This window comes from Pantoea sp., assembly GCF_028283705.1.
Taxonomy (GTDB): Bacteria; Pseudomonadota; Gammaproteobacteria; order Enterobacterales; family Enterobacteriaceae; genus Pantoea.
The window spans coordinates 35149-61236 of record NZ_JAPWKD010000015.1; the positions used below are offsets into that span (position 1 = coordinate 35149).

Consider the following 26088-nt stretch of genomic DNA (forward strand, 5'->3'; position numbering starts at 1 on the left):
TTCTACTCGCGACGATGTTCAACTTCCTGACGCTGGAAAATGACTTCCATACGCGCGCCCCCAAGCGGGCTGGTGGTGGCGATAACCTGACCGGCGTACTGCTCCAGAATGTCGCGAACCACGGCCAGACCTAAGCCCTGGCCTGGTCGCAGGGTGTCGGCGCGCTGACCGCGCACGAAGATTAAATCGCGCTTACTTTCGGGGATACCGGGTCCATCATCGTCGATAAACAGATGCAACGCTTTATCGGTTTGCCGTGCACTGACTTCAATAAACTCCAGGCAATATTTGCAGGCGTTATCCAGCACATTGCCCAGCACTTCCATAAAGTCATTCTGATCGCCGATAAAGGTCAGTTCGGGAGAGATATCGAGGGTGATTTCCACCCCTTTACGCTGATAAACCTTATTCAGCGCTGAACACAGGCTATCGAGTAGCGCTGAGACGGAATGCAAATCGCGCTGCAACGGGTTGTGATCGGCCTGCATACTGGCACGATGCAGGTAATAACCGATCTGCTGCGAGATACGGCTGATTTGCTCCAGCATCACCGGCTCCGCCTGTTCCACTGTCAGGTCTTTACCGCTGCGCAGCGAACGCAACGTACTTTGCAACACCGCCAGCGGCGTCTTCAGGCTGTGAGTAAGGTCGGAAAGCGTGGTGCGATAGCGGGTATAACGCTGGCGCTCATTGGTGAGCAATAAATTCAGGTTGCGTACCAGACTGCGCAGTTCCTGGGGAGGATTATCATCCAGATTCTCCCGCTGACCGGTTTCCAGCTCGCGCACCTGAGAAGTGAGATGCCCAATCGGCCGCAGACTCCAGTGCGCGGCCAGCCACAGCAGCGGGATTACCAGCAGCAGATTGGCTGCCAGCACGTAGCTGAACCATGACCAAACCACATCGGAATGCTGGAGTTCCTGTGGGATCGAATCGACCACCACAATGGTCAGCGCCGGTAAGTTGGTGGTGGCGTCATAGCGGTTGACCGCGACCGAGTGGGTAAAGGTATCGTTGCTGTTAGTGTCCAGGGCGTGAAGCTGTTTCTGCGCCACCAGGTTGTTACCCATCGCTGCCAGGCTGGTGCGGTTGCTGGTGTCTATTTCGTAGAAGTCAGGCTTGAGTAGCCACTCGCGCCGAATTTTGCGGCGGATTTCCGGCACATCGCGCTGCTGCCACAGCAGTTTGCCGTGTTCATCGTAGATAAAAACCAGCGTCGGGAAGTTGAGCGTCATACGCTCTGGCTGGGCAATGGTCAGCCGGTTGTCCTGCCACTGCGCAAGGGTAAAGAATAGGTTGCTTTCGCCGCGCATCACACGATAGGTGTTTTTGTCGAAACTCACCACATAACCCACTACCGCCACCATGCCATAGGAGAGCGACAGAAACAGCACAATGGCTGCCGTCGCCAGCAGAAAGCGGGCGCGCAGGGAAAAGGGGCGCAGGCGATGAAACCAGTCCATTGATCAGAGATCGAAACGATAGCCCTGACCGCGTACCGTGTTGATCACTTCAGTCGGGTAGAGCGCGAGAATTTTTTTACGTAAACGACCCATCAGTACATCAATGGTGTGGCTTTCACGTAATTCAGCATCAGGATAGAGTTGCAGCATCAGCGAGTCTTTGCTGACCACTTTTCCGGCGTTGCGGATCAGGGTTTCGACGATGGTGTATTCAAAGGCCGTCAGTTTAACCGGCTCATCATTTACCGTCAGCTCGCGACGCGAGAGATCAACCTGGAACGGTGGCATTGAGATGATTTGCGAAGCATGGCCGCTGTTACGACGCATTAACGCCTGCAAACGGGCTGCAACTTCTTCGATATGGAACGGTTTGGTGACATAGTCGTCGGCACCGGCTTCCAGCGCTTCGACTTTTGCCTGCCAGCCTTCACGGGCGGTAAGCACCAGAATTGGCTGACGAATGGCTTCGCCACGCCAGCGGCGGATCAGTGACATACCATCTTCGTCCGGCAGGCCCAGATCAACCAGCGCGATGTCCGGAATATGCTCCTGGAGGAAATAATCAGCTTCTTTCGCATCTTCTGCGGCATCCACCTGGTGACCCATTTCGCGCAATTGCACGGCAAGGTGATGACGCAGCAGCGCATTATCTTCCACGACCAGAACACGCATAGTTTTTCCTTACTTTCAACTCATTGATGGAGCAAAGTATATGCGAAACCAGCTAAACCGCAGATTAACACAGGCGAGCCGTGACACGCCTGTGTTAACGGGTGATTATTTCAGATCATCAACCATCTGCACGGCACGGCCAAGGTAGTTGGCAGGCGTCATCTGCTTCAGACGCACTTTCTCCTCTTCCGGCAGTTCAAGACCATCAATAAACGCCTGCATACCGGCGGCATCAACGCGTTTGCCGCGGGTCAGTTCTTTCAGTTTTTCGTACGGCTTCTCGATGCCGTAACGGCGCATCACGGTCTGAATCGGCTCAGCCAGTACTTCCCAGTTGTGATCCAGCTCGTCAAGCAGACGGTCACGGTTCACTTCCAGCTTGGATATACCTTTCAGCGTCGCCTGGTAGGCGATCAGCGCATAGCCGACGCCAACACCGAGATTACGCAGTACGGTGGAGTCGGTCAAATCACGCTGCCAGCGCGACACCGGCAGTTTGCTTGCCAGATGCTGCATCACCGCATTGGCCAGACCAAGGTTGCCTTCGGAGTTTTCGAAGTCAATCGGGTTAACTTTATGTGGCATGGTGGAAGAACCGATTTCACCGGCGATGGTCTTTTGTTTGAAGTGATTCAGGGCAACGTAGCCCCAGATATCACGGTCAAAGTCGATCAAAATGGTGTTGAAACGCGCCATGCAGTCAAACATTTCAGCAATGTAGTCATGCGGTTCGATCTGCGTGGTGTACGGGTTCCAGGTGATGCCCAGTGAGGTGACAAAGGCTTCGCTCAGCTGGTGCCAGTCCACTTCCGGGTAGGCGGCGATATGGGCGTTATAGTTACCGACCGCGCCATTGATTTTACCCAGCACTTCGATGTTGCTGAGCTGACGCAGCTGACGCTCCATGCGGTAGGCGACGTTAGCCATCTCTTTACCCATGGTGGAAGGGGTAGCGGGCTGACCGTGGGTACGTGACAGCAGCGGGATGTCGCGATATTCCTGCGCCAGGCCTTTCACTGCCGCAATGATTTTGCTCCAGTAAGGCAGGATCACCTCACGGCGTGCCGTTTCCAGCATCAGCGCATGCGACAGGTTGTTGATATCTTCAGAGGTGCAGGCAAAGTGGATAAATTCAGAGACCGCGTGCAGTGCCGGTACATCAGCCACTTTCTCTTTCAGAAAGTATTCCACCGCTTTTACGTCGTGGTTGGTGGTGCGCTCGATGGTTTTAATGCGTGCAGCGTCGGTTTCGTTGAAATGAGTGACAATCGCATCAAGGAAAGCGTTTGCGTCAGCATCAAATGCAGGAACTTCCTTGATCTCTGCGGTCGCGGCCAGTTTCTGTAACCAGCGAACTTCAACCTCAACGCGGAATTTCAGCAAACCGTATTCGCTGAAAATCGCGCGCAGTGGGCTGACTTTATCGCCGTAACGACCATCGACAGGTGAGACGGCGGTCAGAGAGGATAATTCCATCAGTGCAACTCCTGAATCGTTTAACAAAGCGTGATGCCGGAAGGGCGCTTAATACGCCGTTCCCAGCCGGGATAAAATGGTTTTTGCCTCACGCAGCAAGCGTTGGCGCGAGAACATCAGCTGCAGGCGGCCACCACCAACCTGCTGCCATAATACGGCAGAACGGATGCCCGCCAGCAAGGTGGCGCGTACCCGGTTCTGGATCTGGCTGCTCTGCAATACCTGTGGCGAGCCGGTCACCTGAATGCGCGGGCCAAGTGGGCTGATTACATCAACATAAATGGCGGCCATGGCGCTGGTGATGGTGTCGGATTCCAACTCATAATGCGCCAGCTGACGATCAAGCTGGCTGATGCGCTGGGCCAGGGTGTTGAGTGCTTGTTTATTGCTGTGCAGCTTGCGCTCCAGCACCACCAGACTCAGGGTATAGCGCATCAACTCCGCGCCTGCACCCTGACGGCTGCTGCTGTTCAGCACCGCCATCATGGTTTCCAGACCGAGTCGCAGGTTGGCTTCATCATTGTCATACACCGCCAGCGTTGAGCCAGGATTGAGATCCAGCAGGCTGCGCAGCGAGACATTCAGTGCGGCGTTATTACAATTGCCCTGATGCGCCAGCTGCTGCACCAGATGGGCCGCCTGACACACGCCCGCCAGCGCCAGCGTAATCTCATAATAGTTCTTAGCCACGGCTACTCCTGTATACGCGTCGGCAACGCCGACCTCAGGCCGCTGCCCAGGGCAGACGCTGTTCGATAATGCCGCCACCCAGGCACACTTCACCCAGGTAGAACACGGCAGATTGTCCCGGCGTAACAGCAGCAACCGGCTCATCAAAACGGACTTCAATACGGTCATCACCCAGCGGGATAATTTCGCAGGGGATGTCGGTCTGGCGGTAACGGGTTTTCACCGTGCAGCGCAGTGGGGCGGTGATCGGCTGGCGATCAACCCAATGCAGCTGCTGGGCAATCAGGCCCACGGACATCAGGCGCGGATGATCGCCGCCCTGTGCCACAATCAGGCGATTGCGTTCGACATCTTTATCGACCACGTACCAGGGATCGTCATTGCTTTCTTTACGTCCGCCAATACCCAGCCCCTTACGCTGACCCAGAGTGTGATACATCAGACCCTGATGTTCACCGACGATCTCGCCATCAACGGTTTCAATGGCACCCGGCTGGGCAGGCAGATAACGGCCAAGGAAATCGCGGAATTTGCGTTCGCCGATAAAGCAGATGCCGGTGGAGTCTTTTTTCTTCGCGGTGATCAGATCAAGCTGCTCGGCAATGCGGCGAACTTCCGGTTTTTCCAGCTCGCCGACCGGGAACAGGCTTTGTGCGACCTGCTGGTGGCTGAGGGTGTAGAGGAAGTAGCTTTGATCTTTGTTGCCATCCAGGCCGCGCAGCAGGCGGCTCTGACCATCAACATCCTGACGGCGGACATAATGGCCGGTGGCGATAAAGTCAGCACCGAGATCTTCTGCGGCGAATTCAAGAAACGCTTTAAACTTGATCTCTTTATTACACAGAATGTCGGGATTCGGCGTACGGCCCGCTTTGTACTCTTCGAGGAAATGTTCAAAAACATTGTCCCAGTACTCTGCGGCGAAGTTGACCTTATGCAGTTTGATACCGAGTTTGTCGCAGACGGCCTGCGCATCAGCCAGGTCTTCAGCGGCAGTACAATACTCCTCGCCGTCGTCTTCCTCCCAGTTCTTCATGAACAGGCCCTCCACCTTATAGCCCTGCTGTTGCAGTAACCAGGCGGAAACGGAAGAATCGACGCCGCCGGACATACCGACGATCACTTTTTTCTGGCTGTTGTCAGACATGACACACTCTTAAATTACGATAAAAACAGGCGGCGTATTCTAGCACGCGGAAGCCGGGTGCGCACCCTCGTGAAACGGCCACTGGAACGGTGCGACCAGTTGTAAGGGGTAACGCGCTCCCTGTTGCCACAATCGCACACTTTCAGCCACCAGCGGTGAACGCAGGTTATCCGCAGTGATAATCTGCTCTGGCGTCAACCACCAGCAGCAATCGATGTCATCATCATGCGGGGTGGTAGCGGCACGTTGTGCCAAATCCAGGCCAAACAGAAACCGCACAAAAGGCGTATTATCCGGGGCGATCCATTGCTGTACGCCAAGAAAATAGTGCGGTGCGGCATCAATACCGGTTTCTTCGAATAACTCGCGTTGTGCGGCTTCCAGCAGGGTCTCATCCGCCTCCAGATGACCGGCGGGTTGGTTCCAGGTGGCGCGCCCGCGAATGCGTTCTTCCACCACCAGTAACTGACCTTCCGCCTGCACGATGCAGGCGACGGTGACATGAGGTTTAAACATCGATCCTCCCGGATTGTTAACCTGAAGTTATAAAATTCGGACTAATATCACGCCACTCACCCGGTGCCAGATTATCCAGCTGATGTTCCCCCATGGCGAAACGGATCAAGCGCAGGGTAGGGAAACCAATGTGCGCCGTCATACGCCGCACCTGGCGGTTACGGCCTTCATATAAGGTGATTTTCAGCCAGCTAACCGGAATGGCTTTGCGTTCGCGGATCGGCGGCTGGCGCGGCCAGAGCCACTCCGGCTCTGGTACCCGTTCGACGCCTGCGGGCAGGGTCGGGCCATCATTTAAGGTCACGCCGCTGCGCAGGCGGGATAAATCTGATTCCTGCGGTTCGCCTTCCACCTGCACAAAATAGATTTTCCCGGTGCGTTTGCCTGGCTGGGTCAGCTGCGCCTGTAGCGCGCCATCGTTGGTTAAAATCATCAGCCCTTCGCTGTCGCGATCGAGGCGTCCCGCGGCGTAGACGTCGGTTACCGGCACAAAATCCTTCAACGTCCGGCGTCCAGCCTCATCGCTGAATTGCGGTAAAACATCGAAAGGTTTGTTAAAGAGTATGACGCGCACTGGACCCCGAGGCCGCGTATCACGGCGGACAGGCTTGCGTGACGGGGCGCTGAATCGTTTATCCTGGTGAATTCGTTGGGAAGTTTTTCGCATGGGCTTTGCAGTTGGTGACAATCAGCGCATTATAACGCGAAACTGCGGTGATTGGCGCGGCGGAAATATTCAAGTAGTATTGACGCGCATCTTACAAATCATTAACAAAAAATCGCTCGAAGGAGAGGTTAATGGAAAGCAAAGTAGTTGTTCCGGCGGAAGGTCAGAAAATCACCCTGGATCAGGGCAAACTGGTAGTGCCAAATAACCCGGTCATCCCCTACATTGAAGGTGACGGCATCGGTGTTGACGTTTCCCCCGTGATGCTGAAGGTGGTTGATGCCGCTGTGAAGAAAGCCTACAACGGCGAGCGAAAAATTTCCTGGATGGAAATTTACACCGGTGAGAAGTCAGTAGAACTCTATGGCCAGGATGTCTGGCTGCCGCAGGAAACCCTCGATTTAATCAAAGAATACCGCGTTGCCATCAAAGGTCCGCTGACCACTCCGGTTGGTGGCGGTATTCGTTCTCTGAACGTTGCACTGCGTCAGGAGCTGGATCTGTACGTTTGTCTGCGTCCGGTTCGCTACTACAAAGGCACCCCAAGCCCGGTAAAACGTCCTGAAGATACCGATATGGTGATCTTCCGTGAAAACTCCGAAGATATCTATGCGGGTATCGAGTGGAAAGCCGGTACGCCTGAAGCTGACAAAGTGATCAAATTCCTGCGTGAAGAGATGGGCGTGAAGAAAATTCGCTTCCCGCAGCAGTGTGGTATCGGCGTGAAGCCGTGTTCAGAAGAAGGTACCAAACGTCTGGTGCGTGCTGCCGTGGAATACACCATCACTAACGATCGTGATTCCCTGACGCTGGTTCACAAAGGCAACATCATGAAGTTCACCGAAGGTTCTTTCAAAGACTGGGGCTACCAGCTGGTGAAAGAAGAATTCGGCGGTGAGCTGATCGATGGCGGCCCGTGGATGAAGTTCAAAAACCCGAACACCGGCAAAGAGATCATCGTGAAAGACGTGATCGCTGACGCCTTCCTGCAGCAGATCCTGCTGCGTCCGGCTGAGTATGATGTTATCGCCTGTATGAACCTGAACGGTGACTACATTTCTGACGCCCTGGCGGCGCAGGTTGGCGGCATCGGTATCGCACCGGGTGCAAACATCGGTGATGAATGCGCACTGTTCGAAGCAACTCACGGTACTGCACCGAAGTATGCAGGCCAGGATAAAGTGAACCCGGGTTCCGTCATCCTGTCCGCAGAAATGATGCTGCGTCATCTGGAGTGGTTCGAAGCCGCAGACCTGATTGTTAAAGGTATGGAAGGCGCAATCGCCAACAAAACCGTGACCTATGACTTCGAACGTCTGATGGAAGGCGCTAAACTGCTGAAATGTTCAGAGTTTGGTGACGCGATTATCGCGAATATGTAAGCTGCCTTTTTGGGTGGAATGTAGAACGGGAGCCAATGGCTCCCGTTTTTGTTGGGTTTTGTGACCCAACAATAATTGGTATCGATACCTTGAATCTTATAAGGACTAACATAAATAATATTGGCTAGTAATTATTGTTAATAGCAATAATTCGTATAACGAATTTGCTGCAATCTTTTTTTGTACAGATGCCGCTGTACCATAATTCGCCAGTATCACCGACCATTACACCGATATCTCTTGCAAAGAGGTCTGAATATTTTTTTTCAAGAATTATTTCGCTAAATTTCTTATCAAAAACCTTATCGTACACACGAATGAGATTCTGTGTATTTTTGATATTCGTTTTGCGTTTATTAACGTATACGGTAATTGGGTAATCAACCAATGAAGCGATTGTTTTACTATCTTTATCAGCGACTGCTTTCTGCAACTTATCAAAGAAGTCATGGTATTGTTGATGTGTTCCTTCCCCCATCAACTGGTCAATTCTGACATCCATTTCTGTATCTGTGGCAGCATAAGCGCTGCCCGCCACTGCGAGAGTTAACAATGCACCGGCAAAAAGACTTTTTATCATGATATATATCCATTAATTAAAAGGTACTGATTCTTCAATCCGGCGGTGATAAAGAGGAGCAAGGACCTTAGGTTTTCCCACCTTATCCCCCTTAGCATCATGTTTATATACATAGATGTACTGAAGCATTTTTTCCTGACAGATTCCATATCGCCTTTATCTGCCGACTCCATTATGGAAGAAGGATTTCCGACATTGTAAGAAAAGGAAACCAATGCGACAACTTTATCCGGGTGTCGTTTAGTGATGGCGATCATAACATTACGGCAATCACATGACCGCAAGTGATCTATACTCTACAGCTTTATGAAGTATGACTGATGGGATGTTAAACTAACCGGAAGCAAAGGACATGCAATGTTAAATTTTTATGCTAATGAATATATAAATGAACAGGTCAAAATTTTTTTAGAGAGAAACTATCCGAAGCTTAAAGGTTATAAGTATGGATACTTTATTATAAGCAAAAAGGACTTGAATGACATCTGTATCATTAATAATTACCCTGAGTGGTTTGACTTATATGTTAAACATAGTCATCAAATGGCAGATCCGGTAGTAATGAAGGCATTGACTAGAGTGGAGGGTTTTGGCTGGAGTGAGGAAATCATTATCTCGTCAAAGCCTGCCTTTAAAAAAGTCATGTTGCATGCTATGGAGTTCGATATTAATAGTGGACATACATATATCATTCACGACAATAATGACAATCTCGCTCTGTTGTCAATTTTTAATGATAATGTAATTGATGGGGTGGGATTATATTCATCGAACATTGATCAAGTTCTGTCTTATTTCGTAAAAACGCATCAGAAATTATTGTTTTTATATGATTTGACTAAAAAAAATGACAATAAATATGATATTTTTTTCACAAAAAGAGAAAATGAAATTCTTTACTGGGCCGCGACAGGAAAAACATACAAGGAAATTGCAGTTCATCTGAATATGGCAGTTTCTACTGTAAAATTTCATATGGCAAAAATTGTGTTCAAGTTAGATGCTGTTAATGCAAAACATGCTATAAAATTAGCCTCGGATCTAAGATTAATTCCTGCATCTTCAGATATATAAACGATAATTTCACAAGGGAGTATATGCGACTTTTGTTAGTATTCTGGGTTACGGGGTCATATATGACCCCGTAACAGAATGATTAAACGACACCAATAACGAGTTAGGGTACTGAATAACAGGATGCCTGCTGTCGCACCTTTACTCATTTTTTCATTTGCCCAAATGGTTATTCACAATCATTCCCGTCCTTCAAAACCATCCATATAGGTGCCCGATATTGCCTTGGTCATATTTTCTCGCCAGCGGGGCGATACATTTTCCTTGTATTCTTTACCGGCGAACTGGGATGTGCCATGAATGGATTTTATGAATTCATCACTACGGTAATAATTAACGCGTTGTTGTATATCCGTTGCCGTCAGTCCGGCCTCACGATCTTTTTTCCCCTGTTGCCAGAACTGTTCGAAAAAAGGCGTCATCAGGCGGATTGAATCCGCTTTATTCATTCTGAAATTAGGATCATTGTCATCAATAGTATGAACAAAATGAATAGCATGGCGTTTTGCGCTATTGTCCGATTGGGCGCAACCACTAAGAAAAACCAATGATAGCGCGATGGCGCTTATCGTCAGGGTATTTTTAAGCATGTTATATTCCATTATTTAGGTAAATATCAGGCAAAAGTTTGTGATTATTGCCGTTATTCCATCTGGGGTGTTTGATATATGACTGTAAAGCCGCAAAAAGGGTGCCTGTTTACCGCCCGGATTGTCAATCTTTTCCTTCAGAAAATAATCCAGGGTGATGCAGATAACATTCCCGATAGCTGAACGGTGTTTTTTGTCGGGTAAACCGTTATCGTCAGCGCTCAATGACAGGAGGGGTTATGCAGGGTGTAATGAAATTCATTAAGGGCTGGCTGGTTTTTTCACTGCTATGGGGCATTTTTATGTGGTTTGTTTCCTGGCAAGCGCAGGGAAAAGAACCCGGCCTGGCGATAGTGATGAGCCTGTATGCTGGCCTGATTTATCAGGCGTTAATGACCATGGTGGCGCGCTACAAAACCCGTAAATCACAGGCCTGATTTTTCGCATCTGCTCAAGGCTCAACACGCAGCTTTGCGCTGCACTGACACTAATTTGCAAAGCCTCAGGCAAGCTAGGCGCACTTTTGGATCATTTTGTGGGTGAGTGGATAATGATGAAGATGCCGCTAGCTGCCTGGTTTTTTCTGTTGCTGTCATTTGGATCCTGTGCGCAGCCGGTACCCGCGCCCCCCAGTATGCATGTGTACAGTGGTCGTCACTTCAATGCTGGTAACAACGGTATGGCGGATGTGGCAGAAACGCCGGATGAACATATTCAGGAAAGGCGTGATGATGTGGGATACCATCAGTAATGCTGGCTGGAGCCTGAATGTTGATGAATAAAAAAGCTGCGATCGCAATGATCGCAGCGAAGATGAGTGGTTAACTCTGCAATGTTACTTGTTGTAGTACTTCCAGGCCTGAGTCCAGCTGATACCTGTTTCTGGCTCGTAATGTAACTGAGACCATTCACCGGTCTGGCTACACCAGCCTGCAATGACACATTGGAACAGCTTGCCTTTATGTTGCACCACATCACCGGCTTTATAGTCGCTACCATAAACCCATTCCGGATACCCCGTGGAATCAGAGAGTGCCGGAACGGTGATATCTTTCACCAGTGTGCGGGATTCTTTACCAGCAGCGACGGACACAGTGACTTTCAGGTTCTGTACCTGATTGGTTTTGTTAACCGTAAAACTCTGTGTAGCCAGCCCATTGCTGCCACCCTGGGCACCCGATGGAAGTGTCCATTGATAGGTCGGCACGCTGGTTGCTGTGGCAGAAGAAGACACGCCACCGGCAAAAGTGACGTTGCTGCCGTTGTCTGTGGGGAGGATGACTAATCCCAGAGCATCAATAAATGCCTGATCATGGTTTTGTGCCTCCTGAGTGACTTCAATCGGATGAGTTTGCGTGGCGGAGCGCGCACCTTTCACACTCGAAGCATTGACTTCGACAAGGTAGTTCCCGGCGGCCAGACCAGCTTTAATCTGTCCATTCTGGTCAATACCATTAGCCACAATCTGGGAGCCCTGTTTCAGGGTCCATTGATAACTGGCCTGGTCAAAATTCGCCCTGGCCTGCATTTGGGCCGGATTGGCGGATGGCATACTGTCTGCACCGGTAATCTCGACGTCGGGTTTCACCACGTTAATGGTTACGATGGCTTCGCCGGATTTTTGCTTGCTGTTAGTGGCGGTCAAACGGAATGTTGCTGAGACATCGAACAGTCCCTTGGGTACCACAATTTCAGCGGATTCTTTATCGTAGGATTTAAGCGTAATTTCGCTGTTACCCTCCGTACGTTCCCACTTCCAGCTCACATCCTGCTGATTACTGCTGCCGGTAACCGTATAGCCAAAACCCATATCATTGGTACCGACGACGGAGAGCGTCGTGGTATTCAGCGATACCACCGGGGCCAGACTTTCGTCGGCGCTGGAGGTGCAGAAGTCTTGGCCGTTAAAGTTGTAACTGGCCGGCCCGGAGAGGATCTCATTGACTTTGGTCGGGATACCCTGCTGCGAATCGATAACCCTGGTATCAACAACACCGTTATAGTCTTCGGTAAAGTTATAGTAGCTGCCGTTCGCCAGCTTATTACAAACGGCCGCGTTCATACTATTCAGAATCAAACCATTATCGTTACTGGCCGCCCAGACAAACAGGCCACCTAATTTATATTTTTTAAGCAGGTCACCTTTGGCAATAACTGAACGCTGCGAGTCAAAGGTTTCAACCTGAGCCGTTGGATTACCATTTACCGAGGCAATGGGTTTCCAGATATAGGCAGCTTCAGCTTGTTTATCGTAATAGGTATCCTGCTTCTTGCTGATAAAGGTGTCGTACAATTCGCGATAGTCAGTCACACCATTTTCAAAGGTCCCATTACTGCCAAGCCCTTTACGGCTGACCTCTTCGCCATTGGCAATCCCATGCCAGAAAAGTTTGTCATGCTGCGGTTTGACGCTGACACTATGCCAGCCCCGGCTATAGGCTGCGGCACCTACCACCAGTTTTTCGGAGGGGAAGTCCGGGTTATTATCGAGAATGGCTTTCACTGCGCCTTCGGCACTGAAACCGCGTTGCGCCTGTTCGCCAGTCATATCGTTACCCTGGCCGTCAATAACGATATTGCCCGCTTCGTCTTTGATTTTGTTCTGATTACCTTGTTGGTAATAGGTTCCGGCAATCGGTTTGGCATAGACTCCCGCATGATGGCCCGGGTTACGGGCAAAGGCACCGTACATGTCGTAAGTCATGATATTGATAAAATCAAAATCATCTTTCAGGCTGTTGAAGTCGATTGCGGCGAGTTTAGCGGGTGAGGCGCTGACGGCTGCACTCAGTTGTTTACGTTGCGCGCCGCTATATTGGGTATCCATCGCGGAACGAAGTTGTTTGACCAGCGCTGTATAGTGTTCTCTTTCATTCTGATAACCATCAATCGCCAGGTCGCCCATGGCTGACGTTCCGGTAAAACCAATGAATTCCCAGTCCAGATCGATACCGTCCACGAAAGGATATTCGCTCAGGAAATTCAGAATGGATTTAACGAAAATATCACGTCCTTCTTTGGTTTCTACCATGGCGTGGAACGGCGCACTCATTGACCAGCCGCCGACGGAGAGCATCACTTTCAGCTGCGGGTTCGCTTTCTTCATTCTTTCCAGCGCCTTCAAACCAAAATATGAGGCCTGAGGATCGTAACGAGAGACAGAAAAATCACCCTGCTGTTTAGCCGGTGTATCATTACCCGCCCAGCTGGTTTCTCCGGTCTCAACCGGGAAATTACCCTGGCCGCACATGGCTTTAAGGATTTTTTGCCCGCGCTCGTTACCCTCAGCGATCAGTCCGGTATTGTTGGTCACTGGCAAGGTCACATTACCCGGACGTTGTGCACCAAAATCACAAAGACCGAGGAAGCTCCAGAATATATGAGTAAGGTTTTTCGCCGGAACTAAATCGGCGGTATACGAGCGTTCCCAATAAGCCCACTCATCGAAGTACATGCCGACGATCTTATTGCTGTTGAGCTGAAAGGGAACATTCTTTTCCAGATTCGCTGCAAATCCATTCTCATTTTCACTGAGAATAAGGTTGCTGCTATTCCCTGATGAAGGATAAATATCACCTGGGTTAGCATATTCAACTTTGTAAACCTGGTAATTTTTGGGGCTGTGCGGATGCAGCCCCTCCATATCACTACTCCATGCTTTCCATTGTATTTTTGTTTTCAGTCGGTCACCACGATGGCGGCTTACATCACCTGCGCTACCACTATGATTCTCTGCAATGGTGCCACTTTCGTCAGGTGTGACTTCGACCGCAAATGCATTACCACCATAAATCGCTGATAATGTCGCTATTGCAATTACTGATAACTTCTTCATCCCTAAATCTCCAGTGTTTAATTCCGTAACAAGAATAAACAAAATATGTCAAAAGGAGCTTGAGGAAGTTCTTTGCAATAATAAGAATGAGAGAAGTGGCAGGAGAAATTTCCAGGTCGGGCAGAATAATAAAAATAGACGAACAGTCAGCACGATGATATTTGCGCCTCCATGCGCAACCTGAAATGCTTATTTCCTTCCCAGCAGGAAACCGACGACTATGCCGACACTGGCTGCCAGTGCTAATCCGGTCACCGGATTTTCACGTACGCTTTTAATAACGCAATCAGCAGCATCCTGGGCCGCATAGCTGGCTTTTGCCGGATAACGTCGGGCTGCGCCTTTGAGCTGATGGCGGCGAGAACCAGTGACTTCGCCCACTTTCTCTTCTACTGCCCCTGCTGCTTCATTCAGTTTTGCTTCCGCTTTTCCAGTCATAAATGACTCCCTGATGGTTGTGAATCTCTCTTTCAGCGTAGTCAGGGAATACGTCACCAGCAACCGTGAGGAACAACGGGTTGTAACAGGGGTTTGCAGGAAAGCGGAATTCTGTCCAGGCTTGGTACAGGTAACCAGCGTCAGGAGGAGTGATGAAACGTGACGTATTGAATGAGGACGATTATGACGAAGTTTGCCGGGTGATTGGTGATGCGGTGATTGTGCTGGCGGAATGCGGGCACGAAACCAAAAGAGAAGAAATCACTGACCTGCTGAAGCGAACCCGCCACCATCGCGCCCATGATGAGCGCGATGAGCAACGTATGCTGGAACATGCTATCCGGCTGGTCAAGCCATGATAAAAATACCGGACGTCCGGCCTGATTTATTCCAGCAGCACACCCTGAATCAGGCTGGCTTTCACCACCGTGACATCCTTAATGTCCAGAGCGTGCATATATCCTTCGACCAGCAGCAAATTGCTCACGTCGGTGGCGCGATAATCGCCAGTCAGTTCGCTATCGCCTTTCCAGACCTGTTGCTTTGACGCCTGCTCAAGCGCTGCCAGATCGTATTGATTGCCTCTGATTTTCAGCTGATTCTTAATAGAAAAACCGTGCACACCCCCGATACCGATCACCCGACGGTTGCTGAGGTCCTGTTTAATTTGCGCCGGGACATCGTTGTGGGCATAAAACTCGACAAAACGCAGTACGGAAGGGCGCCAGGAGCCGATGGGATTCGGAGAGGTCGCGGAAGGCTGGTTTTTCAACACATCAACAATGAAATTTTTCAGCGTCACCGAAGCCAGCTTACCCTGATACACATCGGATACCGCTTTCCCCTGCTGTTCGCGCCAGGCTGTCATCTGCATTGAGCCGCCACCAATATCCCACACCAACAGATCTTCATCGCGGACTTTAGGGTCATTGAGGGCCGCTTTAGCGGAGCGGAAACCCAGCTCAGCTTCCTGCTGTTGGCTGATAATTTTCAGCTGCACGCCCGCCTGCTGATTGAAACGATCAATCACCGCCTGGCCGTTACCGGCAGAACGAAAAACGGCAGTCGCAACGCCGCTGATACGTCGTGGATGATAGCGTTGCGCTTGCGTCACCAGCTGTTGTAAGGCATGCAATCCCTGCTGCTGGATCGCCTCATTCAGCTGATTGTTGCCGGAGTGGGCCAGGGCGTCGTTGAAACCAATCGGGCGCTGGTCCTCAAATAATACTTTTCCCAGTTGATGTTGGCAGATATTGACTTCAGTGACGGCAATTTTGGTGGTGCCAGAACCCATATCGATACCGGCTCGCGTTTGCCAGCAATCGTCGGCAAAGGCCAGAGACGGCAGGGTGATAACAAACAACAGCGATACAACACGCACAGCAAATCTCATAGTGACTCCTGTCAGAGAAAAGATAAAAGAAACGTTAACCTGCGACGCACGGCTTACGGGCATGTCCAGGTGATCATGGTGTTTTGATAGGGGTTGATTAGACGGAACTGTTTATCCGACAGTCGTTGGGCGTAATAGCCTTCGGGCGTCACTGCCGAGGGAACATACTGAAAACGGTCAGAGGAGTGCAATCTGCCGCTTTGCACGGTGACATCATCTTTGGTGACAGAAAACGCGTTAACCAGGTCAAAAATACGCGCTTCGGTGTTGCCCATCGCCTGGCCATAAATAGTGGCGACCTCGCCGGGACAATCCACGCCTTTTGGGGTGGAACTGCAGCCAGCCAGTAACAATAAGGTGAGAACTACGGTGATTCGCAACATGGTCCTGTTCCTGATTCGATCCCTGGTTTGCCGTGGCAGCAAAGTCTGCACCATGACCACGATATGCTGATCATAGCAGGTCTGGTGCCGCTTCCCATTTGCTATTTGTGTAATCGTTAAGCGAGGGGAATGTTAAAGGGTGACTTTGCTAGCAGATAAACGGTATTCTTGCCAACATTGCGCATCAGCTTAGCAGAACAAGGGAAAAGTAATGAAAGAAGAAGAAGCCAGTCTAATGATTCTTCAGCACGCCATTGATAAACTCGAAGCCGATCAAAAACAGCAGGTCATGAACTGTGTTTCGGCGCTGCGTGAGGTGATGCAGCAATTCAATCCTGATGACGCCGGTCTGGCGCTGATGTTAGTGGCGGCTGAGGTTGCCGCCGAAGAGTAGGGCCAGCAGCGCGCCGTCAGGTCCACACGGCGCGAGTTTCTTCACTGATTCATTTCTCCCACCAGCCAGCGGTGGATCACCCGCACGATATAATGCTGCTGCTCCATGGAAAGTGGCTGGTGTGCGGCAATACCGTGCCATTTCGCCAGGCAGCCCCGACAACAGGTTGCGGTCGCATGTTGGGCGATAAACACCGGGTGACCGCGCATCGGTGTTTGTTTGCCATCGTTGTGCGGTTCGGCTTCCGCCAGACGACGCGCGATAAAATCCGTAGCGTGCTGGTCGATGATATCCGGTCCCTTATCCAGACAATATTGACGTTCTTTCGCTCCCAGATGGAAGCGACGGCGAAAGGGTGATTGCGCCAGGCGGGCAAACAGCGCGTTTTCATCTCTCATAATATCCTCCGGTCGCAATAATAACGCATTATCGGGTTTTATACTGTGTAAAATCACAGGGATCAGGCATTTCTGCTCCCGACCGGAGGTACCCTTTATTTAAGTACTGGAAGGTCTTGCTGCCAAAATTGAAACGCAGGTAACTTTTTGTGGCGTACCCGTTATATAGTATTCAGCAAACTCATGCTGTGTTGGCGTATCGTCAGGGAAGAGAATAATAACATCTTCATCAGATACGTTGTTCCTGTTGCAATATGCTTCGACGATATTGCAGGCAATTGGCATTTTATATGATCCATATTTGTCAATATAAACAGCATCCTGGTAATGAACATCGATGTTTTTATTATCTACACGATCTGTTAAAGCGTAAGTGAATTGTGGAAATCTTCCCTGTGTTTTTTCTGGAACAGGTTCAAAAAATGTTTCCTTTGATAAGGCATCAGAGAGACCATATTTGGCTAAAAATTCCGGGATATCACAGGCATTTTCGGGTGCGCCAAGTCGGCAGGAAATGACACAGCGAAAGACCGCTCTTTCATTGACTTCCCTGAAACGGTTAATGACAAGCTGCTGTTTGTTTTCATCGGGTGTGCCAACCAGCACCTGACCACCATCAGAGGAGCGTTGCTTTAATGTATTATCATGATCCCAGCAGATAAAAAATAGAGGTGGATTTTTCCCTTCTTTCTTACGTTCTGTAATGATGTCATTCATGGTTTTATCTACGGCATCAAGCGTGGCCATCAGGTGCGCTTCTTTTACGGGTTCGGCATGGATATGAACGCCATCAATTTCGTCATTGTTGGCATTATATTTTGTATAACTTTCCATGTTGATCTGGTCATTATTGCTGACTTTTTTGCAACCCAGCAGGCCACTAAAACATTTTGCTTTGGGTGATTCATCACGGTGAGTGCGATAGAATTCGCCACGGGATATATTGAAGTCGTTCATGTTATTCCTCATTTGCCATTAAATTAGGATGTGTTGCCCTGACGATTCTAGAATGACCAGATAAAGCGGCTTCATGATTATTTCGTGAGTTTTCCCGGACAGGGTTTTCCATATGATCGTCGGATTTCCGGCAGAGAAAAAAGCGGTTGGGGTCACATTAATCCTTATCCTGGTTCGATCGTCCTCCGGCTGTGCTAAACCTGATGATGAGTCCAAAAGGAGGATGAGATGAAAAAGACACTGTTTCTGATTGGTACTTTTAGTCTGGGTCTGCTGCTGGCAGGCTGCGCTTCTGATCATGTTATGCATACCAATGATGGTCAAACCATTGTCACCGAGGGCAAACCAGTGGTGGATAAGGACACTGGCATGATTACTTACAAAGATATCTACGGCAAAGAACAGCAGATAAATCAAAGTCAGATCAAAGACATGTCTTCTGTCGATCAATGATTTAGTCGTGCGATAGCGTTGCGGCCCGCATCTGGCGGGCCATTTAGCGCCACAACGCAGTATTCTGTGATACTCTCCGTAAAACCCCAATGAAATCATCATCTAACCTCAGCGGAGAATCCAATGAAGGCGATAGCTATTGTCGTTGGTCTGCTGGCGTGCCAGGTCGCGCCAGCCTGGAGTGAAAGCGAATTCCAGATCACCTGTCCCGGACGCCCGACCATGACAGTCTCGCGTGCCGAATATGGCCTCAGCATGTTGATGTGGCCGACACACCATTTCCAGATTGCGGCTGGTCAGCAACGTACCCATTTGCAGGATGGTGATAAGGTGGCAATCACTCGCTTCCGCAATGGCGATCAGTTGATCGTCAATAAAAACAACGGCGACACCTTTTTCGTTTACGCCGACAGCGATAAGCTGTTGCCCTGCGATCGCACTGAAAAACGCGATATTGATATCCTCTCGCTGGAGCGTTACGGCGATAACCAGCATCCACCTTCATAATGAACTGCCGCCACAAGGAGCCGCCAATGCAACTCAAGGTTACGGAAAAGGTGACACATCAGGATCTTGATGAAGTTCGACTGGGGCTAACTGCGTTTAACAGCCGCTTTATCAATATTGATGAATTGAAATCGATTGGCGTGTTTGTCACCGATGATGAGGGTAAAAAACTGGCCGGGCTGACAGGCTCCACTGCTGGCAACTGGTTGCGCATTGATATGTTGTGGGTGAGTGATGCCCTGCGTGGTCAGGGTGTGGGCAGTAAATTGATGCAGGCGGCGGAAGAAGAAGCGCGTGCGCGTGGCTGCCGTTATGCCCAGGTGGATACCGCCAGCTTCCAGGCCCGGCCTTTTTACGAAAAACTGGGTTATACGCTGCGTTTTAGCCTGGATAATTATCCGCGCCACCATCAGCGCCATTACCTGAGCAAAACCCTCTGATTAACCTGGCGGCTGCTGGCGTAAATCCAGCGGCGCCTGTTCCGCTTCATCAATGGCCGCCAGCCAGCTTTGCAGCGTCATTTTCTGCCATGCCAGATGACCCCGCGTGGTGCTCATCAACACCACGTCCGGGCGCAATGAACGATACAGATCGAGTGACTGGAGCAGCTCAGCCGGATTGCTCTCCGGCACCAGTACGCTAATCCAGCGGTTATGTTCACGCGTCAGGGTATCCCCCACAAACAAATAGGTACGCCCATACGGAGAGTGGTAGAGATAACTACTGCTGCCGGGGGTGTGGCCAGGGGTGGGTAACAGATGAAAATCGCCGAAATGCGCTTCCTGCTGGCTGAAGGTGTCATCCGGTTCTATCACTCGGCTGACGGGCCCAAGCGCACGGTTGTGACAATATAGCGCGCTATTAAAACGCTGCTGAATCACCAGCGCACCCGGCGCGGCCTCATGCCAGTGGGTGAGATAATGACGAATGACACCGCCAGTATCGGCCAGCACTTCGTGATCGAGCGGGTTTTCAACCCGGCCAATCAGCAGGTTGCCGCGCGGATGGCGCAGCATAAACCCATGCATCATCAGATCACTTTCCGCCTCTTCGGCGGGAAATTCAGGTGTGGAGATCCACAAATCGTCGTATAGCGGCTTCATTGTCGGTCTCCTGCGGCAATGCCGTTAGCGCAATGTCGGGTGGCCGGTAAAGGCGAACTGAGCTTCTCCGTTACGAATCTGCAAACTGGCGCTGGCACCAAGGGGGAGCGTGACGGTGTCGGCTGCATGACCAAAAGCCAAATCGCTGATCACCGGTAGCTGATACTCATCCCGGATACGCTGCCAGACGGTGGCAAAATCAAAGCCGTTGTCGTAGTCAGAAAGGGAGGTGCTGGTGAAGCTGCCGGTAACGATCGCCTTTTGCCGCGCCAGGATGCCGCTTTGATGTAGCTGAATCAGCATGCGTTCAATGCGGAAAGGATGTTCATTCACATCCTCGATCACCAGAATGCCATCTTCAATCTGCGGCAACCAGGGCGTGCCAATCAGCGAGCAAATCATCGCCAGATTGCCGCCCCATAAAGTTCCCTGCCAGCGTCCTTCATCTGGGCTGCTGCTACGCCAGTTAAGATTGACTGTAGGTGATGTCAGCGCCTGCCAAAAGTGGCTAACGGTAAAATCAGATAATGCCTCGGCGCCAAAATTGCCTGCCAGCATCGGTCCGCTGAAAGTGATGAGCCCGGTCTGCGCCAGCAACGCCAGCTGAATGGCAGTGAAATCGCTGTGACCACACAAGGCAACCGGCTGGTTCAGCAACTGGCGCTGTAAACCCACGTAGTCAAGGTTATCCAGCAGCCGTGACGCGCCATAACCGCCGCGTACCGCCAGCACAATGTCCGGCAACGGGCTGAGTGAGGCCAGCTGATTGACGTCGTCCAGCCGTTGTTGGTCATCACCGGCAAAACGCTGAAAACGGCGTGCAATGACGGTTTGATTTTCAAGATGATGCCCCTCAGCCTGCAAACGCGTCACTGCGCGCTGGGCGGCATCCTGATTGTGGCAGTAACCGGAAGGGGCGATCAGACGTATCGAACGGGGGGCAACCATAACTCTCATCCTGCTGTGGGCTGGCTTGCCGATGATGACGAAATGCGTTACGGAAGTCACGATCTGGCAAGGTTTTTTACGTATTTAGGACAAACGGCAATTTTACCTGGTCGTAAGCCAGGTATGATAGCTTGCGCCGAATCTATTGCGGAATACAAAATTCAGTGAAAATCCGACTACTTATGCTCTCTGCGCTGTTGCTGGCGGGATGTGCCAGCGAACCGCAAACCGTTGTGACTCCAGAGAAAAATACACCTTTAACCCAGGCACCACCGTCGAAAATCAATGACGCATGGTCCATGTTTACTGAAGATGCCGCCAGTCATTATGGTGTTGATGAGAAGTTAATCAGCGCCATTATTAGTGTCGAGTCGGGGGGCAACCCCACCGTGACCAGCCGCTCCAATGCGGTTGGGCTGATGCAGATTAAAGCCTCCACAGCGGGCCGTGCGGTGTATCGCGCCCAGGGACGTCGTGGTCAGCCAAGCTCCTCTGAACTCCGCGATCCCGCAAAAAATATTGATATCGGCACCGCCTATATCCGTATCCTGCAGGAATCAGAATTAGCAGGCATCCGTAATCCGCTAACATTGCGTTACGCCACCATTGTCTCCTATGCCAACGGGGCAGGGGCGTTGTTGCGCACCTTCTCGCGTGACCGTGACCGCGCCATTGCGATGATCAATGCCATGAGTCCGGACGAGTTTTATCAGCATGTGCAGAACAAACATCCGGCGGCCCAGGCACCGCGTTACTTGTGGAAAGTCACCACAGCGTATCGCACCATCGGTTAACGTCTGACGATTATCCTTCCAGCAGAAGTCTGGCGGTGGGATAATCGACAATCAGCACATTCACGTAGCCGCCGCGTAATGCGCCGCGAATCGCCTGGGCTTTTTCCTTACCACCGGCCAGCGCCACCACTTGCGGGCAACTTTTGACCTGCGCCAGTTCCATCCCAATCACCGGATCTTCTGCCGTGCTCAGCACCGGTTTCCCCTCGGCATCAAAGTAATGCAGGCATATATCGCCCACCGCACCGCGTTGCGCCAGGGTGCGCAACATCTCTTCGTCGTAATAGTTGCCGGAATTACGCAGCAGCGCCGAGGGTTCGAGATCGCCAATGCCGACAATCGCCAGGTCCACCTGCTCAAATTTCTCCAGTACCACCGCAACATCAGGGTTAACCGACAAGCGCTGGCGATCCTGCACTGAATGTTCAATCGACTGAGACGGCAGCAGCCATGCCGGACAATTCAACAGCGCCGCCAGATTCTGTGTCAGGATAGTGGCCTGCACATTGCCGTTGGTCCCCACACCGCCCAGCAGCTGGATCACGCCGCGACAAGGGGCATTAAGCGGATGCAGCGCATCCACCATGGCGCGGATGGTGCCGCTCCAGGAGGAGATGCCGATCAACTCATCGGCGCGTAAACGGGTTTCCAGATAATGTGCCGCCGCCGAGCCAATGGATTGCTTAATTTGCAGGGCGGATGCCTGCTCCGGCACATCCACCACAATTGCCTGCGGCAGCTGGTAAGCCTGCTCAATGGCTTTCTCCAGCTCGGGAAACACGTTGGCCGGGGGTACCACACTGATTTTAACAACACCTTCTTTCACACTGCGGTTGAGGATGCGTGAGACAAAGGATTGCGACAGTTTCAGCAGCTGCGCGATGTCCGATTGCTTCATCCCCTCAAGGTAATACAGGGTGGCAATTTTCACCATCAGCCGTTGTTCGTCCTGTTTTGCCATGGTTTTTTCCCTCTTCAGATCTGCCTGGTATTGTTAATCACCCGCTGAGAAATAACAACGCAGAACAATTTGTGATCGTTTTCGCTTTTTCAGGATCCGGCATTGGACGACATCCATTGGCGGGTGCATAGTCATTATGCATATAAAATCGCAATTGAATATATATTCAAGCGGAGAAAAAACAATGAACGCGAACCTCGTCAAAGTTACCCTGCTGGCTTCACTCCTGACGTTGTCTGCTGCCTCGCAGGCAGCGGATAAGGGCCTGCTGGCCATTATTACCCCGTCACACGATAACCCGTTTTTTAAAGCCGAAGCGGATGGTGCGCAGGAAAAAGCCAAAGCCCTCGGTTATACCACGCTGGTCGCTTCACACGATGATGACGTCAACAAGCAAAACCAGTTGATCGAAACGGCCATTGCGCGCAAAGCCAAAGCGATCATCCTGGATAACGCCGGGGCGGATGCCACCGTCGGGCCGGTACAGAAAGCCAAAGATGCCGGTATCCCCACCTTCCTGATTGATCGTGAAATCAATAAAACCGGTGTGGCGGTAGCGCAAATCGTCTCCAACAACTATCAGGGCGCGCAGCTGGGCGCAGAGAAGTTCGCTAAATTGCTGGGCGGAAAGGGCGATTATGTTGAGCTGCTGGGTAAGGAATCCGACACCAATGCTGGCGTGCGTTCGCAGGGCTACCACGATGTGCTGGATGATTACACAGACATGAAAATGGTGGCACAGCAGAGCGCCAACTGGAGCCAGACTGAAGCCTTTAGCCGTATGGAAACCATTCTGCAGAAGAACCCGAATATTGTCGGGGTGATCTCTGGTAATGACACCATGGCACTGGGTGCGGAAGCCGCACTGAAAGCCGCAGGCAAAACCAACGTGATTGTGGTCGGTTTTGACGGCAGTGATTACACCCGCGACTCGATCCTGAATAAAGGTAATATCAAAGCCACGGTATTACAGCCGGGCTGGGATCAGGCGCAGATGGCGGTGGAACAGGCGGATTACTACCTGACCCACGGCAAAGCGCAGAAGGAAGAGAAACAGCTGATGGATTGCGTGCTGATCGACGACAGCAACGCTGCGAAGCTGAAAACCTTCCGTCTGGCGCAGTAACGCGGAGGTCGGCATGAAGGGCAAGGCAGCAGGCAGATTGATCATGGCGGCGCTGACGTTGCTGCTGACGGCATGCACCGTGGTGGATCTTGATGCAAACGGCAATCCCATCATGCCGAAAGATCCCCACGCGAAACCGGGTTACACCAATCAGACGCCGCAGCAAATCGCGGAAGAAAGCTGGCAAAGCCGGGTCGCACAGCCAGCAGAAAAACAGGCGCTGAGCTGGGGTGATATGGAAACCAAAAGCCATACGTTGAAAGCGGGCACCAGCGAAAGCGTGTTTGTGCGCGCCGGCGGCATGGTGACGGCGTTGGATAGCAGCAACGATCGCGAGCGCGTCCTGACCGTCACCATCAATGGTAAACCGGTGAAGGTGTTGATCGGTCCGGTGTTGCGCAGCAATGCGATTCGTGATGCGGCGGGCTTCCGTTTCGAAGAGTTCACCAATCAGGTGCAGTACGCACAGCTGACCAAAGCACTCAATCGCCACGCGGTGAAACAGCTACCCACGGTGGATGCCAGCTGGGTGGGTAAACCGCTACAGGCGATTCTGGCGGTCACCATGGGGCCGGGTACGGTGGATGAAGTGGTGGCTGTGCAGTTGCAACAGGGGAACGGATGATGAGCGACGAAATTATCCTGCAGGCGAATCATATCTCGATGTTGTTTCCCGGCACGCTGGCGCTGGATCGGGTGGATTATCGTGTCTGGCGCGGCAAAGTGAACGTCATTATCGGCGAAAACGGTGCCGGTAAATCGACGCTGATGAAAATTCTTGCCGGAGTCCAGCAGCCTACTACCGGCGAAATGTTTCTTAACGGACAGAAAGTGGTGTTCGCGAGTACACGCGATGCGGCACGACACGGCATCGGCATGGTGCATCAGGAGCTGAACCTGTTTGAAAACCTCAGCGTGTCTGAAAACATTTTTCTCGGGCGCGAGATTCAGCGTGGTATCCGCCCGATCAACGAAGCAGAACAGGCGCGCCGCACCGCCGCGCTGATGCAGCGCCTTGATCAGCCGATCTCGCCGCAGGAAAAGGTGGGCAACCTCAAAGTCGGACAGCAGCAACTGGTGGAAATCGCCAAAGCGCTGGCGGAGGACGCCGACATCCTGATCCTCGACGAACCCACCTCGGCGCTGAGTAAAACCGAAGTGGAGATTCTGTTCCGGGTGATCCGTGAACTGACGCGCCAGGGCGTCTCGATTATTTATATCTCGCACCGGCTGGAGGAGCTGATGGCGATTGGTGATGTGATCACCATTCTGCGCGACGGTCGCTTTCAGGCGGAAGCGCAGGTGAGCGAGATCGATGTGCCGTGGATTGTGCGCGAGATGCTCGGCAGCGAACCGGTTAGCAACTTTCTGCCGCCGAATCGCCAGTTTGGCGCGGCGGTGCTGGAGGCAGAACACATCACCTGTGTCAGCCCGAATGGCAACACGCTGGTGGATGATGTCAGCTTCCATGTGCGTTCCGGGGAGATTGTCGGCATCTACGGGCTAATGGGTGCCGGGCGTACCGAGCTGTTCGAGTGCCTGCTGGGTAGCCAGCGTAACTATCTCGGCAAGCTATGGCTCGATAGCAAGCCGTTGCCTACGCGTTTGCCAACCGCAGAACGTATCCGCATGGGGATGAGCCTGGTGCCGGAAGATCGTAAACGTGCCGGGATCTTTCCCATCTCTTCTGTCGCCAGCAATCTGACCATCGCCAGCCTGTGGCGACGCCTGTCGCACCGCATGGTCATTGCCCAGCAGGCGGAACGCGAAGCGGTGAACAGCACGGTGGGCAATCTGGCGATCAAAGTGTCATCGCCGGAGGTGGCCATCAGCGCTTTAAGCGGCGGTAATCAACAGAAGGTGGTGATTGGTCGCTCGCTGTTAACCAATCCGCGCCTGCTACTGTTGGACGAACCGAGTCGCGGCATTGATGTCGGGGCCAAAGCAGAGGTGTTCCGCATGATGGTACGCCTGTCGGAGCAGGGCATTGCGGTGCTGTTTTCCACCTCCGATCTGAAAGAAATCATGGCCGTCGCCGACCGTATTCTGGTGATGTCCGGCGGCAAACTTACAGCCGATCTTCCGCGCGCAGAAGCAGAAGAAGCGGCGCTGGTTAAAGCAAGCGCACAGGGGTTCTGAAG

The 26088-nt window shown here is 51.7% G+C and carries 31 protein-coding genes; 13 read left to right on the forward strand and 18 right to left on the reverse strand.

The features are described 5' to 3' along the window. Window positions 1–2: 2 nt before the first annotated feature. The 7 genes from phoQ to rluE all read right to left on the reverse strand — a co-directional run bounded on the left by phoQ (window position 3) and on the right by rluE (window position 6631). Window positions 3–1463 carry a two-component system sensor histidine kinase PhoQ gene (gene phoQ / locus PW844_RS12895; protein ID WP_299452128.1) on the reverse strand — a complete coding sequence of 487 codons (1461 nt, stop codon included), beginning with the start codon at window positions 1461–1463 and terminating at the stop codon, window positions 3–5. A gap of 3 nt (window positions 1464–1466) precedes the next feature. After that, window positions 1467–2135 (reverse strand): two-component system response regulator PhoP, encoded by a 669-nt coding sequence (gene phoP, locus PW844_RS12900; protein WP_208714670.1) that lies wholly within the window; start codon window positions 2133–2135, stop codon window positions 1467–1469. A gap of 105 nt (window positions 2136–2240) precedes the next feature. Continuing rightward, window positions 2241–3611 carry an adenylosuccinate lyase gene (gene purB, locus PW844_RS12905; RefSeq protein ID WP_299452134.1) on the reverse strand — a complete coding sequence of 457 codons (1371 nt, stop codon included), beginning with the start codon at window positions 3609–3611 and terminating at the stop codon, window positions 2241–2243. A 48-nt stretch (window positions 3612–3659) separates the two neighbouring features. Further along, window positions 3660–4301 (reverse strand): high frequency lysogenization protein HflD, encoded by a 642-nt coding sequence (hflD, locus tag PW844_RS12910; protein WP_299452136.1) that lies wholly within the window; start codon window positions 4299–4301, stop codon window positions 3660–3662. A gap of 34 nt (window positions 4302–4335) precedes the next feature. After that, window positions 4336–5448 carry a tRNA 2-thiouridine(34) synthase MnmA gene (gene mnmA / locus PW844_RS12915; protein ID WP_084873921.1) on the reverse strand — a complete coding sequence of 371 codons (1113 nt, stop codon included), beginning with the start codon at window positions 5446–5448 and terminating at the stop codon, window positions 4336–4338. A 39-nt stretch (window positions 5449–5487) separates the two neighbouring features. Then, window positions 5488–5964 carry an NUDIX domain-containing protein gene (locus PW844_RS12920; protein ID WP_299452139.1) on the reverse strand — a complete coding sequence of 159 codons (477 nt, stop codon included), beginning with the start codon at window positions 5962–5964 and terminating at the stop codon, window positions 5488–5490. 16 nt (window positions 5965–5980) lie between these two features. Continuing rightward, on the reverse strand, window positions 5981–6631 hold the full coding sequence (rluE, locus tag PW844_RS12925; RefSeq protein WP_299452141.1) for a 23S rRNA pseudouridine(2457) synthase RluE: 651 nt from the start codon (window positions 6629–6631) through the stop codon (window positions 5981–5983). A gap of 131 nt (window positions 6632–6762) precedes the next feature. Here rluE and icd point away from each other — a divergent pair, with 131 nt between their 5' ends. Next, window positions 6763–8013, forward strand: a complete 1251-nt coding sequence (gene icd, locus PW844_RS12930) for an NADP-dependent isocitrate dehydrogenase (protein WP_084873924.1) — start codon at window positions 6763–6765, stop codon at window positions 8011–8013. Between the two features lie 124 nt (window positions 8014–8137). Here icd and PW844_RS12935 read toward each other — a convergent pair whose 3' ends face one another. Continuing rightward, window positions 8138–8593, reverse strand: coding sequence for a hypothetical protein (locus tag PW844_RS12935; protein WP_299452143.1), 456 nt, complete (start codon window positions 8591–8593; stop codon window positions 8138–8140). 357 nt (window positions 8594–8950) lie between these two features. Between PW844_RS12935 and PW844_RS12940 the strand changes: the two genes are divergently transcribed. Then, entirely contained in the window at window positions 8951–9667 is a 717-nt protein-coding gene (locus PW844_RS12940) for a LuxR family transcriptional regulator (protein ID WP_299452144.1), read from the forward strand. 179 nt (window positions 9668–9846) lie between these two features. Here PW844_RS12940 and PW844_RS12945 read toward each other — a convergent pair whose 3' ends face one another. Further along, window positions 9847–10257 carry an Exc2 family lipoprotein gene (locus tag PW844_RS12945; protein WP_299452145.1) on the reverse strand — a complete coding sequence of 137 codons (411 nt, stop codon included), beginning with the start codon at window positions 10255–10257 and terminating at the stop codon, window positions 9847–9849. A gap of 239 nt (window positions 10258–10496) precedes the next feature. Here PW844_RS12945 and PW844_RS12950 point away from each other — a divergent pair, with 239 nt between their 5' ends. Together PW844_RS12950 and PW844_RS12955 are read left to right on the forward strand one after the other, a co-directional pair. Further along, on the forward strand, window positions 10497–10694 hold the full coding sequence (locus tag PW844_RS12950; RefSeq protein WP_084873931.1) for a DUF6404 family protein: 198 nt from the start codon (window positions 10497–10499) through the stop codon (window positions 10692–10694). A 113-nt stretch (window positions 10695–10807) separates the two neighbouring features. After that, window positions 10808–11008 (forward strand): hypothetical protein, encoded by a 201-nt coding sequence (locus PW844_RS12955; RefSeq protein ID WP_299452151.1) that lies wholly within the window; start codon window positions 10808–10810, stop codon window positions 11006–11008. Between the two features lie 84 nt (window positions 11009–11092). Here PW844_RS12955 and PW844_RS12960 read toward each other — a convergent pair whose 3' ends face one another. Together PW844_RS12960 and PW844_RS12965 are read right to left on the reverse strand one after the other, a co-directional pair. Next, window positions 11093–14092, reverse strand: coding sequence for a glycoside hydrolase family 18 protein (locus PW844_RS12960; protein ID WP_299452154.1), 3000 nt, complete (start codon window positions 14090–14092; stop codon window positions 11093–11095). 189 nt (window positions 14093–14281) lie between these two features. Beyond that, window positions 14282–14530 (reverse strand): DUF883 family protein, encoded by a 249-nt coding sequence (locus PW844_RS12965; RefSeq protein WP_084873934.1) that lies wholly within the window; start codon window positions 14528–14530, stop codon window positions 14282–14284. A 152-nt stretch (window positions 14531–14682) separates the two neighbouring features. Between PW844_RS12965 and PW844_RS12970 the strand changes: the two genes are divergently transcribed. Then, on the forward strand, window positions 14683–14889 hold the full coding sequence (locus tag PW844_RS12970; protein ID WP_299452160.1) for a DUF2767 family protein: 207 nt from the start codon (window positions 14683–14685) through the stop codon (window positions 14887–14889). Window positions 14890–14915: 26 nt separating this feature from the next. Here the strand turns inward: PW844_RS12970 and PW844_RS12975 are convergent, their stop codons facing one another. Next, entirely contained in the window at window positions 14916–15923 is a 1008-nt protein-coding gene (locus tag PW844_RS12975) for a phosphatase (protein ID WP_299452162.1), read from the reverse strand. Between the two features lie 53 nt (window positions 15924–15976). Then, window positions 15977–16306 carry a hypothetical protein gene (locus tag PW844_RS12980; RefSeq protein WP_299452165.1) on the reverse strand — a complete coding sequence of 110 codons (330 nt, stop codon included), beginning with the start codon at window positions 16304–16306 and terminating at the stop codon, window positions 15977–15979. 211 nt (window positions 16307–16517) lie between these two features. Here PW844_RS12980 and PW844_RS12985 point away from each other — a divergent pair, with 211 nt between their 5' ends. Then, window positions 16518–16700, forward strand: a complete 183-nt coding sequence (locus tag PW844_RS12985; protein WP_299452167.1) for a hypothetical protein — start codon at window positions 16518–16520, stop codon at window positions 16698–16700. A 41-nt stretch (window positions 16701–16741) separates the two neighbouring features. Here the strand turns inward: PW844_RS12985 and PW844_RS12990 are convergent, their stop codons facing one another. Both PW844_RS12990 and PW844_RS12995 read right to left on the reverse strand, forming a co-directional pair. Then, entirely contained in the window at window positions 16742–17098 is a 357-nt protein-coding gene (locus PW844_RS12990) for a DUF4186 domain-containing protein (protein WP_299452170.1), read from the reverse strand. Between the two features lie 99 nt (window positions 17099–17197). Continuing rightward, the gene (locus PW844_RS12995) at window positions 17198–18055 is read right to left on the reverse strand and encodes a hypothetical protein (protein ID WP_299452173.1); all 858 of its coding nucleotides are present in this window, start codon (window positions 18053–18055) and stop codon (window positions 17198–17200) included. Between the two features lie 228 nt (window positions 18056–18283). Between PW844_RS12995 and PW844_RS13000 the strand changes: the two genes are divergently transcribed. The 3 genes from PW844_RS13000 to PW844_RS13010 all read left to right on the forward strand — a co-directional run bounded on the left by PW844_RS13000 (window position 18284) and on the right by PW844_RS13010 (window position 19455). Then, a complete protein-coding gene (locus PW844_RS13000) occupies window positions 18284–18508 on the forward strand; it encodes a YgdI/YgdR family lipoprotein (RefSeq protein WP_084873940.1) in 225 nt (74 codons plus the stop codon). A 123-nt stretch (window positions 18509–18631) separates the two neighbouring features. Continuing rightward, entirely contained in the window at window positions 18632–19015 is a 384-nt protein-coding gene (locus PW844_RS13005) for a hypothetical protein (RefSeq protein ID WP_299452178.1), read from the forward strand. A 26-nt stretch (window positions 19016–19041) separates the two neighbouring features. Continuing rightward, window positions 19042–19455 carry a GNAT family N-acetyltransferase gene (locus tag PW844_RS13010; protein ID WP_299452181.1) on the forward strand — a complete coding sequence of 138 codons (414 nt, stop codon included), beginning with the start codon at window positions 19042–19044 and terminating at the stop codon, window positions 19453–19455. Here the strand turns inward: PW844_RS13010 and PW844_RS13015 are convergent, their stop codons facing one another. Further along, entirely contained in the window at window positions 19456–20118 is a 663-nt protein-coding gene (locus tag PW844_RS13015; protein WP_084873943.1) for an MBL fold metallo-hydrolase, read from the reverse strand. It abuts the gene before it with no gap. A 24-nt stretch (window positions 20119–20142) separates the two neighbouring features. After that, a complete protein-coding gene (gene ldcA, locus PW844_RS13020) occupies window positions 20143–21066 on the reverse strand; it encodes a muramoyltetrapeptide carboxypeptidase (protein WP_299452185.1) in 924 nt (307 codons plus the stop codon). Between the two features lie 152 nt (window positions 21067–21218). Between ldcA and emtA the strand changes: the two genes are divergently transcribed. Then, complete coding sequence (gene emtA / locus PW844_RS13025; RefSeq protein ID WP_139810970.1) at window positions 21219–21860, forward strand: membrane-bound lytic murein transglycosylase EmtA; 642 nt, start codon at window positions 21219–21221, stop codon at window positions 21858–21860. A 10-nt stretch (window positions 21861–21870) separates the two neighbouring features. Here the strand turns inward: emtA and PW844_RS13030 are convergent, their stop codons facing one another. Then, complete coding sequence (locus PW844_RS13030) at window positions 21871–22821, reverse strand: sugar-binding transcriptional regulator (protein ID WP_299452188.1); 951 nt, start codon at window positions 22819–22821, stop codon at window positions 21871–21873. 184 nt (window positions 22822–23005) lie between these two features. Between PW844_RS13030 and PW844_RS13035 the strand changes: the two genes are divergently transcribed. The 3 genes from PW844_RS13035 to PW844_RS13045 are packed head-to-tail and all read left to right on the forward strand — an operon-like array spanning window position 23006 to window position 26086. Beyond that, window positions 23006–23947, forward strand: coding sequence for a D-ribose ABC transporter substrate-binding protein (locus PW844_RS13035; RefSeq protein WP_299452191.1), 942 nt, complete (start codon window positions 23006–23008; stop codon window positions 23945–23947). A 13-nt stretch (window positions 23948–23960) separates the two neighbouring features. After that, on the forward strand, window positions 23961–24572 hold the full coding sequence (locus PW844_RS13040; RefSeq protein WP_299452194.1) for a DUF2291 family protein: 612 nt from the start codon (window positions 23961–23963) through the stop codon (window positions 24570–24572). After that, a complete protein-coding gene (locus tag PW844_RS13045) occupies window positions 24572–26086 on the forward strand; it encodes a sugar ABC transporter ATP-binding protein (protein WP_299453146.1) in 1515 nt (504 codons plus the stop codon). The genes PW844_RS13040 and PW844_RS13045 overlap by 1 nt, the downstream gene beginning before the upstream one ends. Window positions 26087–26088 lie beyond the last annotated feature (2 nt).